Source organism: Delftia sp. UME58, from assembly GCF_014170385.1.
GTDB classification, from domain to species: domain Bacteria; phylum Pseudomonadota; class Gammaproteobacteria; order Burkholderiales; family Burkholderiaceae_C; genus Comamonas; species Comamonas acidovorans.
Window position 1 is genome coordinate 294,985 of sequence record NZ_LZZV01000020.1, and the last position, 15,766, is coordinate 310,750.

The 15,766-nt window shown below is 68.1% G+C and carries 13 protein-coding genes; 7 read left to right on the forward strand and 6 right to left on the reverse strand.

What is annotated here, in order from left to right; genetic code table 11:
* Positions 1 to 103: 103 nt before the first annotated feature.
* The 3 genes from A9976_RS08720 (at position 104) to A9976_RS08730 (ending at position 3,736) form a co-directional block, all read left to right on the forward strand.
* Positions 104 to 1,411: a solute carrier family 23 protein gene (locus A9976_RS08720; RefSeq protein ID WP_012202026.1), complete on the forward strand. Its 1,308-nt coding sequence runs from the start codon at positions 104 to 106 to the stop codon at positions 1,409 to 1,411.
* A 207-nt stretch (positions 1,412 to 1,618) separates the two neighbouring features.
* The gene (locus A9976_RS08725) at positions 1,619 to 3,133 is read left to right on the forward strand and encodes an acetyl-CoA hydrolase/transferase family protein (RefSeq protein ID WP_183018665.1); all 1,515 of its coding nucleotides are present in this window, start codon (positions 1,619 to 1,621) and stop codon (positions 3,131 to 3,133) included.
* A gap of 129 nt (positions 3,134 to 3,262) precedes the next feature.
* Entirely contained in the window at positions 3,263 to 3,736 is a 474-nt protein-coding gene (locus A9976_RS08730; RefSeq protein WP_012202024.1) for a hotdog fold thioesterase, read from the forward strand.
* Here A9976_RS08730 and A9976_RS08735 read toward each other — a convergent pair whose 3' ends face one another.
* Genes A9976_RS08735 through A9976_RS08760 form a run of 6 tightly spaced genes read right to left on the reverse strand, consistent with a single transcriptional unit; the run spans position 3,737 to position 9,976 of the window.
* The gene (locus A9976_RS08735) at positions 3,737 to 4,450 is read right to left on the reverse strand and encodes an ABC transporter ATP-binding protein (RefSeq protein WP_409049539.1); all 714 of its coding nucleotides are present in this window, start codon (positions 4,448 to 4,450) and stop codon (positions 3,737 to 3,739) included.
* On the reverse strand, positions 4,443 to 5,201 hold the full coding sequence (locus tag A9976_RS08740; RefSeq protein ID WP_183018666.1) for an ABC transporter ATP-binding protein: 759 nt from the start codon (positions 5,199 to 5,201) through the stop codon (positions 4,443 to 4,445). The genes A9976_RS08735 and A9976_RS08740 overlap by 8 nt, the downstream gene beginning before the upstream one ends.
* Positions 5,194 to 6,279 (reverse strand): branched-chain amino acid ABC transporter permease, encoded by a 1,086-nt coding sequence (locus A9976_RS08745; protein WP_183018667.1) that lies wholly within the window; start codon positions 6,277 to 6,279, stop codon positions 5,194 to 5,196. The genes A9976_RS08740 and A9976_RS08745 overlap by 8 nt, the downstream gene beginning before the upstream one ends.
* A gap of 3 nt (positions 6,280 to 6,282) precedes the next feature.
* On the reverse strand, positions 6,283 to 7,155 hold the full coding sequence (locus A9976_RS08750) for a branched-chain amino acid ABC transporter permease (RefSeq protein WP_183018668.1): 873 nt from the start codon (positions 7,153 to 7,155) through the stop codon (positions 6,283 to 6,285).
* A gap of 42 nt (positions 7,156 to 7,197) precedes the next feature.
* Positions 7,198 to 8,361, reverse strand: a complete 1,164-nt coding sequence (locus A9976_RS08755) for an ABC transporter substrate-binding protein (protein ID WP_013799988.1) — start codon at positions 8,359 to 8,361, stop codon at positions 7,198 to 7,200.
* Between the two features lie 58 nt (positions 8,362 to 8,419).
* A complete protein-coding gene (locus tag A9976_RS08760) occupies positions 8,420 to 9,976 on the reverse strand; it encodes a benzoate-CoA ligase family protein (protein WP_183018669.1) in 1,557 nt (518 codons plus the stop codon).
* 174 nt (positions 9,977 to 10,150) lie between these two features.
* On the opposite strand from A9976_RS08760, the gene A9976_RS08765 reads away from it, so the two are divergent.
* The 4 genes from A9976_RS08765 (at position 10,151) to boxA (ending at position 15,745) form a co-directional block, all read left to right on the forward strand.
* The gene (locus A9976_RS08765; protein ID WP_183018670.1) at positions 10,151 to 11,065 is read left to right on the forward strand and encodes a helix-turn-helix transcriptional regulator; all 915 of its coding nucleotides are present in this window, start codon (positions 10,151 to 10,153) and stop codon (positions 11,063 to 11,065) included.
* 201 nt (positions 11,066 to 11,266) lie between these two features.
* Positions 11,267 to 12,937: a 2,3-epoxybenzoyl-CoA dihydrolase gene (boxC, locus tag A9976_RS08770; protein ID WP_183018671.1), complete on the forward strand. Its 1,671-nt coding sequence runs from the start codon at positions 11,267 to 11,269 to the stop codon at positions 12,935 to 12,937.
* 34 nt (positions 12,938 to 12,971) lie between these two features.
* Complete coding sequence (boxB, locus tag A9976_RS08775; RefSeq protein ID WP_047217550.1) at positions 12,972 to 14,399, forward strand: benzoyl-CoA 2,3-epoxidase subunit BoxB; 1,428 nt, start codon at positions 12,972 to 12,974, stop codon at positions 14,397 to 14,399.
* Positions 14,400 to 14,425: 26 nt separating this feature from the next.
* The gene (gene boxA / locus A9976_RS08780; protein WP_183018672.1) at positions 14,426 to 15,745 is read left to right on the forward strand and encodes a benzoyl-CoA 2,3-epoxidase subunit BoxA; all 1,320 of its coding nucleotides are present in this window, start codon (positions 14,426 to 14,428) and stop codon (positions 15,743 to 15,745) included.
* Positions 15,746 to 15,766: the final 21 nt, after the last annotated feature.

The following is a 15,766-nucleotide window of genomic DNA, read 5'->3' on the forward strand; positions in this document are numbered from 1 at the left end:
GTATCTGCGCACAAACACTGGGAAAAAATTTCCGCTCCACCCCACCTGCCAGAAAACAAATGCCTCTAATATCGCGCCAATTTTTTACAAGGAGCGATGCCACATGGGCCTTTTCCAATGGACGGAAAAATCCGCCAACCAGCTGCAACGGGGAGGCGTGATCGGCCCCGATGAGCGCCTGCCCTGGCCCCAGACCGGGCTGATGGGCATACAGCACGTGATCGCCATGTTCGGCTCCACCGTGCTGGCGCCCATCCTCATGGGGTTCGACCCCAACGTGGCCGTGCTCATGAGCGGCATCGGCACGCTGATCTTCTTCCTGATCACGGGCGGCAAGGTGCCCAGCTACCTGGGTTCGTCCTTTGCCTTCATCGGCGTGGTGATCGCAGCCACGGCCTATGGCGGCAAGGGCGCCAACGGCAACATCGGCGTGGCGCTGGGCGGCATCATTGCCTGCGGCGCGGTCTATGCGCTGATCGGCCTGGTGGTGCAGATGGTGGGCACGCGCTGGATCGAGCGCTTCATGCCGCCCGTGGTCACGGGCGCCGTGGTGGCCGTGATCGGGCTGAACCTGGCGGCCATCCCCGTCAAGAACATGGCGGCCAACAACTTCGAGTCGTGGATGCAGGCCCTGACCTTCGTCTGCGTGGGCCTGGTGGCCGTGTTCACGCGCGGCATGGTGCAGCGCCTGCTGATCCTGGTGGGCCTGATCGCCGCCAGCCTGCTGTACGGCCTGTTCACCAATGTGCTGGGCATGGGCAAGCCCGTGGACCTGTCGGGCGTGATCAATGCCGCCTGGTTCGGCCTGCCCCAGTTCCACGCGCCCGTGTTCAGCGGCCCGGCCATGGTGCTCATCGTGCCCGTGGTCATCATCCTGGTGGCCGAGAACCTGGGCCACATCAAGGCCGTGACCGCCATGACCGGCAAGAACCTGGACCAGTACATGGGCCGGGCCTTCATCGGCGACGGCGTGGCCACCATGGTCAGCGGCGCGGCCGGCGGCACCGGCGTGACCACCTATGCCGAGAACATCGGCGTGATGGCCGCCACGCGCATCTACTCGACGGCCGTGTTCTTCGTGGCCGCCGTCCTGGCCGTGCTGCTGGGCTTCTCGCCCAAGTTCGGCGCACTGATCCAGGCGATCCCGCTGCCCGTGATGGGCGGCGTGTCCATCGTGGTGTTCGGCCTGATCGCCGTGGCCGGCGCCAAGATCTGGGTGGACAACCGCGTGGACTTCTCGCAGAACAAGAACCTGATCGTGGCGGCCATCACCCTGATCCTGGGCACGGGCGACTTCACGCTCAAGTTCGGCGACTTCGCGCTGGGCGGCATCGGGACCGCGACTTTCGGCGCCATCATCCTGTACGCGCTGCTGGATCACGCACGCGACGATCAGCCACTGATTCATTGAATGTGAGCACACGCAAACATTCTTTGAGCCTTTGACTGCGCGGCAGGGCCTTTACGGGGAAACCCGAGGGCCGCTGCCAGCGCTGCTACCATCGGTTTCCGGAGATATACCGCCCTTGCGTTCTTGCATGGGGCGGTTTTTTTTAGGCTTGCAAGCCAGCGCTGCGGCATGTTGCCGGCTGGCGCGAGCCGTCAGCCGGAGCCATAGATGTCCCTCGCAGACCGCGTACGTTTCCCAGAATTCCTTTCGCGCACCATGACGGCCGAGCAGGCCGCCGCCCTGATCCCCCACGGCGTCAACGTCGGCATGAGCGGGTTCACGGGCGCGGGCTACCCCAAGGCCCTGCCCCAGGCCATCGCCCGGCACGCCAAGAGCGAACACGCGGCCGGCCGGCCCTACAAGATCAATGTCTGGACCGGCGCCTCCACGGCGGCCGAGATGGACGGCGCGCTGGCCGAGGCCGACGCCCTTGGCCAGCGCCTGCCCTTCAACACCGACCCGACCTGCCGCGCCAGGATCAATGCCGGCGAGATCGACTTCATCGACATGCACCTGTCCCACGTGGCCCAGCATGCGTGGTTCGGCTTCCTGGGCCCCATGAGCGTGGCCGTGGTCGAGGTACTGGGCGTGACCGAGGACGGGCGCCTCATCCCCTCCACCGCCGTGGGCAACAACAAGACCTGGCTGGAGATCGCCGACAAGGTGATCCTGGAGGTCAACACCAAGCCGCCGGCCAAGATGGAAGGCATGCACGATATCTATTACGGCACGGCCATCCCGCCGCGCCGCGTGCCCATCGCCCTGACCCATGCCGATGACCGCATCGGCGAGCCCTACCTGCGCGTGGACCCGGCCAAGGTGGTCGCCGTGGTCGAGACCCACAAGGGCGACCGCGACAACGTCTTCGCCCAGCCCGACGCCAACTCCAACCTGATCGCCGCGTCCATCATCGACTTCCTCGCGCACGAGATGAAGATGGGCCGTCTGCCCAAGGAGATGCTGCCCATCCAGTCGGGCGTGGGCAACGTGGCCAACGCCGTGCTGGCCGGCCTGCTGACGGGTCCGTTCGAGAACCTGCTGGGCTTCACCGAGGTGCTGCAGGACGGCATGCTGGACCTGCTGCGCGCAGGCAAGATGGCCAAGGCCTCGGCCACCTCTATCTCGCTGTCCGGCAGCGCCTACAGGGACTTCGAGGAGAACATCGACTTCTACCGCGAGCGCATCATCCTGCGCCCCCAGGAGATCAGCAACCACCCCGAGCTGGTGCGCCGGCTGGGCGTGATCGCCATGAACTCCATGATCGAGGCCGACATCTACGGCAACATCAACTCCACCCACGTCATGGGCACGGGGATGATGAACGGCATCGGCGGCTCGGGCGACTTCGCGCGCAACGGCTACCTGTCCTTCTTCGTCACGCCCTCGGTGGCCAAGGGCGGCAAGATCAGCTGCATCGTGCCCATGTGCTCGCACGTGGACCATACCGAGCACGACACGCAGATCATCGTCACCGAGCAGGGCCTGGCCGACCTGCGCGGCCTGTCGCCGCGCAAGCGCGCCCAGGTCATCATCGACCGCTGCGCCCATCCCGACTTCCGCCACCAGCTGCAGGACTACTTCGACCGCGCCCAGCACCAGGGCGCCCTGCACACGCCCCACATCCTGGGCGAGGCGCTGAGTTGGCACCAGCGCTTCGTGGAAACGGGCGACATGCGCGCCTGAAGCGCGCAAGCGCGCCAGCGGCAGTCTCCTGGGCTACAGGCAGCCATCGGCATGGCTGCCCGGACTGGCGTAGCATGCAAGGACGGCCCACGGGGCCGTCTTTTTCGTTGCACCCACAGGACTTCTCCCATGCCGATCTGGAAGCGCAGCTTCACCCTTGAAGACATCACCTCGCTGAGCGCCGACACGGCCGTCTCGCACCTGGGCATCGAGTTCACCGAGATCGGTGACGACTTCCTGCGCGGCCGCGTGCACGTGGACCAGCGCACCTGCCAGCCCTACGGCATCCTTCACGGCGGCGTGAACGTGGTGCTGGCCGAAACCCTGGGCTCGGTGGCGGCGGCCTGCTCCATCCCCGAAGGCTGGCGCAGCGTGGGCCTGAACGTCTCGGCCAACCATGTGCGCGCCGCGCGCCAGGGCTGGGTCACGGGCACGGCCCGCCCCGTGCACCTGGGCCAGACCACCCATGTCTGGGCCATCGAACTGCACGACGAAACCGGCCGCCTGACCTGCACCTGCAGCCTGACCATGGCGCTGCTGCCGCCCACGCATGCGCAGAACGTCAAGCTCGCGGCGCAGCCGCCGGTGGCGGCACAGCCCTGATCAAACCCCCAGCAACTCCGACAGGCGCTGCGGCTGCGCCAGCAGTTCCCGCGAATCGGCCTGCAGCGCCAGCCGGCCCTTGGCCATGACCACGGCGCGGTCGGTGTGGGACAGGACCTTTTTGTAGTCGCGGTCCACGATCAGGGTGGAGATGCCGGTGCTGCGGATGGCGGCGATCACGCGCCAGATTTCGGCGACGACCAGGGGGGCCAGGCCTTCGGTGGCTTCGTCGAGGATGAGCAGGCGCGGGTGCGTCATCAGCGCGCGGCCTATGGACAGCATCTGCTGCTCCCCGCCCGAGAGCTGGTCGCCGCCGTTGGCCAGGCGCTCCGCGAGCCGGGGGAAGGTGTCGAGCACGCGCTCCAGCGTCCAGTGGCGCTCTCCCTGCAGGCCGGGGCGGGCGCTCATGACCAGGTTCTCGCGCACGCTGAGGTTGGGGAAGATGCCGCGCCCCTCTGGCACATAGCCAATGCCCAGCCGCGCCATGCGCTCGGGCGGCGCGCCCGTGCAGTCGCGGCCATCGGCACGCAGGCGGCCGGAGCGTGCCGGAACATAGCCCATGAGCGTGCGGATCAGCGTGGTCTTGCCCATGCCGTTGCGCCCCAGCAGGCCCACGGCCTGGCCCGCGCCCAGCGCCAGGCTCACGCCCTGCAGGATGTGGCTGTCGCCGTAGTACGTGTGCAGCTCGTCGATGGCGAACATGGGCTCAGTCATGGTCTTCTCCCAAGTAGGCTGTACGCACGACCGGATCGACACGGATCTGCGCAGGCGTGCCCGTGGCCACCACGCAGCCGTTGACCATCACGGTGATGCGGTCGGCGATGCGGAACACGGCGTCCATGTCGTGCTCGACCAGCAGCACGGCATGGCCGCGCTTGAGCTCCTGCAGCAGGGCCAGCATGCGCTCGGTCTCCTCGGCGCCCATGCCGGCCAGCGGTTCGTCCAGCAGCAGCACGCGCGGGCCGGTGGCCAGGCACATGGCCACTTCCAGCTGGCGCTTGGCGCCGTGGCTCAGCGTGCCGGCCACGGCCTGGGCCTGCCCGGCCAGGCCAGCCTGCGCCAGGGCCGCATGGGCCTGGCGCAGGCTGGCCGCGCAGCGCTGTGCGGGCAGGCCCAGCTGCCAGGGCCTGAGCGCCATCTGCGCCTGGGCCGCGAGCCGGCAGTTCTCCAGTGCCGAGAACTCGGGAAAGATGGTGGTGCGCTGGTAGCTGCGGCCCACGCCGGCACGCGCGCGCCGGGGCTGGGGCATGCGCGTGACGTCCTGGCCCGCGAGCGCGATGCGCCCCGCGCTGGCCGCCAGCTCGCCCGAGAGCATGTTGACCAGGGTGGACTTGCCCGCGCCGTTGGTGCCGATCACGGCATGGACCTCGCCCTCGTGCAGATCCAGGTCCACGCCGCCAACCGCCGTGAGCCCGCCGAAGCGGCGCGTGAGGCCGCGCACCGAAAGCAGTGCCGCATCAGCCATGTCCGGCCTCCTTGTGGTGGACCTCATTGCGTACTCCAGCGCGTTGCCGCGCGAGGCCCGCCAGCCCGATCAGCCCCATCAGTCCTTTCGGCAGCAGGGCCACGAGCACGATGATGGCCAGGCCCAGGCTCAGCTGCCAGTGATCGGCCATGGGGCCGACGATGGCATGCGTGGACAGCACCTCCTTGAGCGCGATGAAGGCCACCGTGCCCAGCACGGCGCCGCGCAGCGAGCCCAGGCCCCCGAGGATGACCATCAGCAGCACCTCGCCCGAGTGGTGCCAGGACAGCAGCTCGGGGTTGACCACGGCATCGCGCACCGCCAGCAGAAAGCCCGCCACGCCGGCCAGCATGCCGGCCAGCACGAAGGCCGCGAGCTTGTACCCGTAGGTGGTGAAGCCGGCCGCGCGCATGCGCTGTTCGTTGACGCGTATGCCTGCCAGCGCCGCGCCGAAGCGCGACTGGCGCAGCCCGGCCAGGAAGGCATAGACCAGCACCAGGGCGGCCAGCACCACGTAGTACTGCACGCGCGGGATTTCCATGTCGATGGCGCCCAGCGCGGGCCGTGCCATCAGGTAGATGCCGTCGCTGCCGCCGCCGATGCCCGTGTCGTGGACCACGAAGTAGGCCATCTGTGCGAAGGCCAGCGTCACCATGATGAAGTAGATGCCGCGCGTGCGCAGGCTCAGCAGGCCCACCAGCAGCGCATAGCCGCCCGAGGCCAGCAGCGCCCAGCCCAGCATGGCCGGCAGGCTGCCGCCTTCGTTGCCTGCGGACAGCACGGCGGCATAGGCGCCCAGGCCCATGAAGGCCGCATGCCCCAGGCTGACCAGGCCCGTGCCGCCCACCAGCAGCTGCAGGCTGAGCGCGAAGATGGCCAGGATCATGGTCTTGACCACCAGGCCCGACAGATAGTCCGACCACCAGGGGCCGGCCAGCGCCAGCAGCGCCACGCAGGCCAGCGGCACGGCGCAGGCCTGCCATCGGCAGGCGCGCTGCGGCATCTCTGCGGGCTGTACAGGCTGCAGGGGCTGCACGGCAGCTGCCAGCAGGGCCGGAGAAGGATTGGATACGGCCATTGTTCAGCTCCTTTGCCCCATCAGGCCCTGGGGCCGCCACACCAGCACCACCGCCATCAGCAGGTAGACGCTCATGCCGCTGAGCTCCTGGAAGAACAGCTTGCCGAAGGTATCGACAAAGCCCACCAGCAGCGAGGCCAGCAGCGCGCCCGTGATCGAGCCGATGCCGCCGATCACCACCACCACGAAGCAGATGATGAGCACGTTGCCGCCCATGCCCGGATAGACCGAACTCATGGGCGCGGCGATCATGCCGGCCAGTGCCGCCAGCGCCACGCCGATGGCGAAGACGATGCGGTACAGGCGCTTCACGTCGACGCCCAGGCCGCGCACCATGTCGCGGTTGCTGGCGCCCGCGCGCACCATCATTCCCAGGCGCGTGCGGTTGACCACCCAGTACAGCGCCAGCGCCACCAGCAGGCACACGCCCGAGGCGAACAGCCGGTACCACGGATAGCTCATGAGCCCGCCCAGCGAGAAGCTGCCCGACAGCCAGCCGGGCAGCGGCACGCCATGCACGTCGTTGCCCGCCAGCAGCGAGCGCAGCTCCTCGAACACCAGGATCAGCCCGAAGGTCATCAGCACCTGCTGCAGGTGCTCGCGCTCGTAGAGGTAGCTGAAGAAGGCCCACTCCAGCGCATAGCCCAGCACCACGGTCAGCGCCACGCCGGCCAGCAGCATGGTGATGAAGTGCTGGCCCAGCAGCGGGGACAGCGCAAAGGCCATGTAGGCGCCGATCATGTAGAAGCTGCCATGGGCCAGGTTGATCACGCCCATGATCCCGAAGATCAGCGTCAGGCCCGAGGCCAGCAGGAACAGCAGCAGCCCGTACTGGACGGCGTTCAGGCACTGCACGAGAAAGGTGGCAAGGTCCATGGCGATGTCCGTATGCGTCCGTATATGAGTGCGCCCCGCGCCTCACATGCGGCAGCCGCGGCCGGTATCGCCCAGGGCCTTGATGGCCACGCCCATGCGCTGGTTCTCCTTGCCCACGACCTTGCGCAGGTACATGTCCTGCACGGGGTTGTGCGACTTGCTGATGGTGAAGTCGCCACGCGGGCTGGGAATGGTGGCCTTCTCGATGGCCTGGCGGAACTCGGCCTTCTTCGCGATGTCGCCGCCCGCCGCCTTCAGGCCCACGCCCAGCATCTGGGCGGCGTCGTAGCCCTGCACGGCATACACATCGGGCATCAGCTTGTAGGCCTGGGCATAGGCGGAGCGAAAGCGCCGGTCGCGCTCCGTGCCCAGCTCGTCGGCGTAGTGCAGCGTGGTCAGCACGCCCTGGGCGGCCTCGCCCTGGGCCTCCAGCGTGCCATCGGTCAGAAAGCCCGAGCCGTACAGCGGGATGGTCTTGTGCAGGCCGGCCGCGTGGTAGTCCTTGACGAACTTGACGGCACCCGCGCCCGCGAAGAAGGCAAACACCGCATCGGGCCTGGCGGCCGCGATCTCGGTCAGCAGGGCCTGGAACTCCACGTTGGGAAAGGGCACGGTGAGCTGCTTGCTGACCTTGCCGCCCTCCTTCTCGAAGCCTTCCTTGAAGGCATTGGTCATCTCCTCGCCGGCCGCGTACTTCCAGGTGATGGTCATGGCGGTTTTCCTGCCCTCCTGCCTGGCCGCCACCACGCCCATGGGATAGGAGGACTGCCAGTTGGAGAAGGACGAACGGAAGATGTTGGGCGCGCACATGGCGCCCGTGACCGCATCGGCGCCCGCATTGGGCACGATGAGCACGGTGCCGCTTTCCTTGGCCGCGCGCGCCATGGCCATGGCCACGCCCGAATGCACGGTGCCCACCAGCACATCGACCTTGTCGCGCTTGATCAGGCGGTTGACGTTGTCCGTGGCCTTGGCCGGATCGGACTCGTCATCGACCTTGAAGAACTCGATCTCGCGCCCGCCCAGCCTGCCGCCCTGCTCGTTCACGAACATTCGAAAGCCGTTCTCTATGGCCGAGCCCAGCGCCGCATAGGTGCCGCTGTAGGGCAGCATGAAGCCGACCTTGATCCTGTCCTGCGCATATGCGCCGCAGGACAGGGAGGCCGTCAGGGCGAGGACGGCCCAGTGTTTGCGATCGGTGTTCATGCGTGTCTCCTTGTGGTGGATGGGTCTTGCTTTTGCCAGGGGAATCGGAAGGGGCTGTTCAGCCGACGCTGGCCTCGCGCTCACGGAGCCTGAAACGCTGGATCTTTCCGGTGGCGGTCTTGGGAAGTTCGTCCACGAACTCGATGAAGCGCGGGTACTTGTAGGCGGCCAGGCGCTGCTTCACGAAGGCCTTGAGCTCGGCCTCGGTGGCGCTGCAGCCGTCCTTGAGCACGACGAAGGACTTGGTCTTGAGCAGGCCGTCGGCGTCGGTCTTGCCGATCACGGCGGCCTCCAGCACGGCCGGGTGCTGCATCAGCGTGGCCTCGACCTCGAAGGGCGAGACATAGATGCCGCTGACCTTGAGCATGTCGTCGCTGCGCCCGGCATAGGTGTAGTAGCCATCGGCGTCGCGCACGTACTTGTCGCCGCTCTTGAGCCAGCCGCCCTGGAAGGTCTCGCGCGTCTTGTCGCGGTTGCCCCAGTACATGAGGGCGGCGCTGGGGCCCTGGATGAACAGGTCGCCCACCTCGCCATCGGCCACGGGGCGGCCGTCCTCGCCGCGCAGCTCCACGCAATAGCCGTCCACGGGCTTGCCCGTGGTGCCGTAGCGGATGTCGCCGGGCCGGTTGGACAGGAAGATGTGCAGCATCTCGGTGGAGCCGATGCCGTCCACGATGTCGGCGCCGAAATGCGCCTTGAAGCGCTGGGCGATCTCGGCCGGCAGCGCCTCGCCGGCCGAGGAGCACATGCGCAGGCTGACCTGCTCGCGCGCGGGCAGCAGGGGCGAGGCCAGCATGCCCGCAAAGCCCGTGGGCGCACCGAAGAACACCGTGGGCCGGTGCTGCACCCAGCGCGCGAAGGTGGCCTCGGGCGTGGGCCGCTCGGCCATCAGCAGCACGGTGGCGCCCACGCTCAGCGGAAAGCTCAGGGCATTGCCCAGGCCGTAGGCGAAGTAGAGCTTGGCGGCGGAAAAGCAGATGTCGCCCTCGCCCAGGCCCAGCACCGGGCCGCCATAGAGTTCGGCCGTCCAGTACGGATTGGCATGCGTGTGGACCGCGCCCTTGGGCTTGCCCGTGGATCCCGAGGAATACAGCCAGAAGCCCGGGTCATCGCCCAGCGTGGGCGCCGGTGCGGGCAGCGGCGGCTGCGCCGCCAGCCAGGGCTGCAGCGGCGCAAAGCCTGCGGCGCGCGCCGCCGCTTCGTCGCCGGCCACCCAGACATGGCGCACCTCGTTGGGCGCCCGGTCCAGCGCCTGGCGCAGCAGGGGCAGCAGCGCATCGCAGGTCAGCACGGCCTGGGCGCGGCTGTGGCCCAGCATGTAGGCGTAGTCGTCGGCCGTGAGCAAGGTGTTCACCGCCACCGGCACCACGCCCGCATACAGCGCCCCCAGAAAGGCCACGGCCCATTCATGGCGGTCGTGCATGAGCAGCAGCACGCGCTCCTCGCGGTGGATGCCCGCCGCCAGCAGGCCGCTGGCCATGCGCTGCGCCTGCTGCTGCAGCTGGCCGTAGCTCAGCGTGCCGTGGTCGTCGATGTAGGCGATCTTGCCGGGCCGCCCCTCATTGAGCTCGAACAGGTGCGCGGCGAAATTGAAGGGCTGGGTGAAGTCGATCATCGGGGTCTCCTTCGACATCGGGCATCCGGCCCGACTTGTGATCTTCCGCGCAACATGCAATATTGTGCGTGCAACACAAAGATAGTTAGAACACAATCCAACGTCAAGCACTATATTGCATGGCTGGTGTTAACCCCGACTGTTTATCATTCACGCCCTCTTCAAGGAAACTCTATGGACCAGTTCGAGACGGCAGCCCAGTCCGCCGGGGCGGCGGATTCCCTCTCAGAAGCCCCCAGGAACCTGGTGCTGCAGGCGCTGGGCGAGCGTGTGCGCAGCCTGCGCTCGCGCCGGGGCATGACGCGGCGCGCCCTGGCGGCGGCGGCCGATGTCTCGGAGCGCCACCTGGCCAACCTCGAATACGGCACGGGCAATGTGTCGGTGCTGGTGCTGCACCATATTGCACAAGCCCTGCAATGCTCCATGGCCGAGCTGCTGGGCGACGTGACCACCACCAGCGCCGAATGGCTGCTGATCCGCGAGCTGCTCGAAGGCCGCAACGAAGAGGACCTGCGCCGCGTGCGCCTGGCCGCGGGCGAGCTGCTGGGCACGGCGCCCAGCGACCGCCAGCGCCACACGCGCATCGCCCTGATCGGCCTGCGCGGCGCGGGCAAGTCCACGCTGGGCCGCATGCTGGCCGAGCAGCTGGGCGTGCCCTTCCTCGAACTCAACCAGGAAATCGAGCGCATTGCCGGCTGCAGCGTGCGCGCCATCCACGACCTGTACGGTGCCAACGCCTACCGCCGCTACGAGCGCCGCGCGCTGGAGGAGGCCGTGCAGATCTACAGCGACGTGGTCATCGCCACGCCGGGCGGCATCGTCTCCGACCCGGCCACCTTCAACGAGCTGCTGTCGCACTGCACCACGGTCTGGCTCAAGGCCCAGCCCGAGGAGCACATGGCCCGCGTCGTGGCCCAGGGCGACACCCGCCCCATGGCCGCCAATCCCGAGGCCATGGACGATCTGCGCAGCATCCTCGAAGGCCGCGCCGGCTTCTACGCCAAGGCCGACCATGTGGTGGATACCAGCGACCAGACGCTGGAGCAGAGCTTCGATCAGTTGAAGGCACTGTTCCTGCCCGCACGCTGAGACAACGGCAGCAACCCACGGCATCCAGGCCCCAGGCCCCAGGCCTGGATTTTTTTCGCCTGTGCTGGCTGGTGTTTACCCTGGATAGGGCCAAAACACGCACTATCGTGCGTGTTGTTGCGTGCATTTTCTGAATGAATCTGCATAATTGTGCCTGCACCGTATCTGCGACTGCACTATTTTTCATCCAAGAGGCCGTCCATGCACCCGTCCAGCCCCACTGTCGATTACCGCACCGAGCCCGCCCAGTACCGCCACTGGTCGTTCACCGTCGAGGGCGCCATCGCCCGCATGCAGCTGAACATCGCCGAGGACGGCGGCATACGGCCCGGCTACAAGCTCAAGCTCAACAGCTACGACCTGGGCGTGGACATCGAGCTGCACGACGCGCTCAACCGCATCCGCTTCGAGCATCCGCAGGTGCGCACCGTCATCGTCACCAGCGGACGCGACCGCATCTTCTGCTCGGGCGCCAACATCTTCATGCTGGGCGTGTCCAGCCATGCCTGGAAGGTGAACTTCTGCAAGTTCACGAACGAGACGCGCAACGGCATGGAGGACAGCTCGCGCCACTCGGGCCTGAAGTTCCTGGCCGCCGTCAATGGCGCCTGCGCGGGCGGCGGCTACGAGCTGGCCCTGGCCTGCGACGACATCGTGCTGATCGACGACCGCTCCTCCTCCGTCTCCCTGCCCGAGGTGCCGCTGCTGGGCGTGCTGCCCGGCACGGGCGGCCTCACGCGCGTGACCGACAAGCGCCATGTGCGCCATGACCTGGCCGACATCTTCTGCACCAGCGTCGAAGGCGTGCGCGGCCAGCGCGCCGTGGACTGGCGCCTGGTCGATGCCGTGGCCAAGCCCGCGCAGTTCGAGGCCGTGGTGGCCGAGCGCGCGCAGCGCCTGGCCGAGGGCAGCACGCGCCCCGCCAATGCGCAGGGCATCACGCTCACGCGCCTGGAACGCGAGGCCACGGACGACGCGCTGCACTACCGCCATGTCAGCGTGCAGATCGACCGCGCGCGCCGCAGCGCCACGCTGACCGTGAAGGCGCCCACGCTTGGGCAAGGCCCGCAGCCCGCCACCCTCGAAGCCATCGAGCAGGCCGGCGACGCCTGGTGGCCGCTGGCCATGGGCCGCGAGCTGGACGACGCCATCCTGCACCTGCGCACCAACGAGCTGGACGTGGGCACCTGGCTGCTCAAGACCGAAGGCGATGCCGCCGCCGTGCTGGCCGCAGACGCAGCCCTGCTGGCCCACCAGGACCACTGGCTGGCGCGCGAGACGCTGGGCCTGCTGCGCCGCAGCTTTGCGCGGCTGGATGTGTCCTCGCGCACGCTGTTCGCGCTGATCGAGCCCGGCTCCTGCTTCGTGGGCATGCTGGCCGAGCTGGCCTTCGCGGCCGACCGCGCCTACATGCTGGTGCTGCCCGACGACACCGAGCGCGCCCCGCGCATCCAGCTGGACGAATTCAATTTCGGCCTGCTGCCCCTGGTCAACGACCAGTCGCGCCTGCAGCGCCGCTTCTACGAGGAGGCCGCGCCGCTGGAGGCCGCGCGCGCCACCACGGGCCGCGCGCTGGACGGCGACCAGGCCCTGGCCCTGGGGCTGGTCACGGCCGCGCCCGACGACATCGACTGGGACGACGAGATCCGCATCGCCATGGAAGAGCGCGCCGCCATGTCGCCCGATGCGCTCACGGGCCTGGAGGCCAACCTGCGCTTTGCCAGCCGCGAGAACATGGTCACGCGCATCTTCGGGCGCCTGTCGGCCTGGCAGAACTGGATCTTCAACCGCCCCAATGCCGTGGGCGACAAGGGCGCTCTCAAGCTCTACGGCACGGGCCAGAAGGCCGGCTTCGACTTCAACCGCGTGTGACCCCCTACCCCCACGGACACAGAGGAGACAGACCATGAGCGCCATCAACTACAGCGAGAAGATCCCCAACAACGTCAACCTCGGCGAGGACCGCACCCTGCAGCGCGCGCTGGAGAGCTGGCAGCCCAACTTCCTGAACTGGTGGGGCGACGTGGGCCCCGAAGGCTCCACCGACTACGACGTCTACCTGCGCACCGCCATCAGCGTGGACCCCCAGGGCTGGGCCCAGTTCGGCCACGTGAAGATGCGCGACTACCGCTGGGGCATCTTCCTGAACCCGGCCGAGGCCGACCGCAAGGTGCACTTCGGCGACCATGCGGGCGAGAAGGCCTGGCAGGACGTGCCTGGCGAGCACCGCGCCAACCTGCGCCGCATCATCGTCACCCAGGGCGATACCGAGCCCGCCTCGGTGGAGCAGCAGCGCCACCTGGGCCTGACCGCGCCGTCCATGTACGACCTGCGCAACCTGTTCCAGGTCAACGTGGAGGAAGGCCGCCACCTGTGGGCCATGGTCTACCTGCTGCACAAGCATTTCGGCCGCGACGGCCGCGAGGAGGCCGAGGCCCTGCTGGAGCGCCAGTCGGGCGACGAGAACAACCCGCGCATCCTGGGCGCCTTCAACGAGAAGACGCCCGACTGGCTGTCCTTCTTCATGTTCACCTACTTCACCGACCGCGACGGCAAGTTCCAGCTGGCGGCGCTGGCCGAGAGCGCCTTCGACCCGCTGGCGCGCACCACCAAGTTCATGCTGACCGAGGAGGCGCACCACATGTTCGTGGGCGAGTCCGGCGTCTCGCGCGTGCTGCAGCGCACCTGCCAGGTCATGAACGAGCTGCGCACCGACGACGTGGGCCGCCTGCGCGCGGCCGGCGTGATCGACCTGCCCACGCTGCAGCGCTACCTGAACTTCCACTACAGCGTGACCATCGACCTGTTCGGCGCCGACCAGTCCAGCAATGCCGCCACCTTCTACAGCAGCGGCCTGAAGGGCCGCTACGAGGAAGGCAAGCGCGCGGACGACCACCGCCTGCACGACCAGCACTACAAGGTGCTGGAGGTCGTGGACGGCAGGCTGCAGGAAAAGGAAGTGCCCATGCTCAACGCGCTCAACGAGGTGCTGCGCGACGACTACATCAAGGACTCCAACGCGGGCGTGGGCCGCTGGAACAAGGTCATGGAAAAGGCCGGCATCGACTTCCGCCTCACGGTGCCGCACAAGGCCTTCAACCGCCAGATCGGCGCGCTGGCCGGCGTGCGCATGAGCCCCGACGGCCGCGTGGTCAGCGAGCAGGAATGGCGCATGCGCGAGGCCGAATGGCTGCCCACGGACGCCGACCGCGCCTTCGTCGCCTCGCTCATGGGCCGCTGCGTGGAGCCGGGCCAGTTCGCGGGCTGGATCGCGCCGCCGGTCATGGGCATCAACCGCCAGCCCGTGGATTTCGAATACGTGCGCTTCAACTGAAGCGCCGCGCCAGCAGGGAGTCGCCCATGACAGTCGCCTTGGTAGAACACGGCATCCTCACCCAGCACCTGATCGACCCGGAGATCTGCATACGCTGCAACACCTGCGAGGCCACCTGCCCCGTGGGCGCCATCACGCACGATGACCGCAACTACGTGGTCCTGGCCGATCAGTGCAACGGCTGCATGGACTGCGTCTCGCCCTGCCCCACGGGCGCCATCGACAACTGGCGCAAGGTGCCGCTGGCGAGCGCCTATCCCGTGGCCGAGCAGCTGCTCTGGGACGAGCTGCCCGAGGAGCTGCCGCCTGAGGCGCTGGTCCAGGCACAGGACGCAGCGGACGCGCCCGCCGCCGAGGACCTGAGCCAGGCCCAGGCCGTGATCGCGGCGGCCGCCACGCGCGGTGCGGATGCGGCCCGGCCCGATGACCAGGCCGATACCCAGGTGTTGCGCAGCGCCAGCTACGGCGCCACCGTGCCGCCCTGGTCGGCCGCCCATCCGTACACCAACCTGCATGGCCCCAGGAGCCCCGTCACGGCCACCGTGGTCGGCAACCTCAACTGCACGGAGGCGGGATTCGACAGCGAAACCCACCACATCGTGCTGGACTTCGGCAGCCAGCCGTTCCCCGTGCTCGAAGGTCAGTCCATCGCCGTCATCCCACCCGGCACCGATGCCCAGGGCCGCCCGCATGTGGCGCGCCAGTACTCGGTGGCCAGTGCGCGCAATGGCGAGCGGCCCGGCTACAACAACCTGGCGCTGACCGTGAAACGCGTCACCCAGGACCACCAGGGCCGCCCCGTGCGCGGCGTGGCCAGCAACTACCTGTGCGATGCGCGCATCGGCGACAGGGTCCAGGTCATAGGCCCGTTCGGCCAGTCGTTCCTGATGCCCAACCATCCCCGATCGCACATCGTGATGATCTGCACGGGCACGGGCAGCGCCCCCATGCGCGCCATGACCGAATGGCGCAGGCGGCTGCGCAAGGGCGGCAGGTTCGAGGGCGGCAAGCTCATGCTGTTCTTTGGCGCACGCACGCCGCAGGAGCTGCCCTACTTCGGCCCGCTGCAAAGCCTGCCGCGCGACTTCATCGACAACAACCTGGCCTTCTCGCGCGTGGCCGGCCAGCCCCGGCGCTACGTGCAGGACCTGCTGCGCGAACGTGCGGCCGACCTCGCCGCCCTGCTGCGCGACGACAACGCGCACTTCTACGTCTGCGGGCTCAAGAGCATGGAGGAAGGCGTGGTGCTGGCACTGCGCGACGTGGCGCAGCAATCGGGACTGGACTGGGAGCAGGTCGGCGCGCGCCTCAAGCGCGAAGGCCGGCTGCATCTGGAGACTTATTGACCCCCCCCCCTGAGTCGCTTA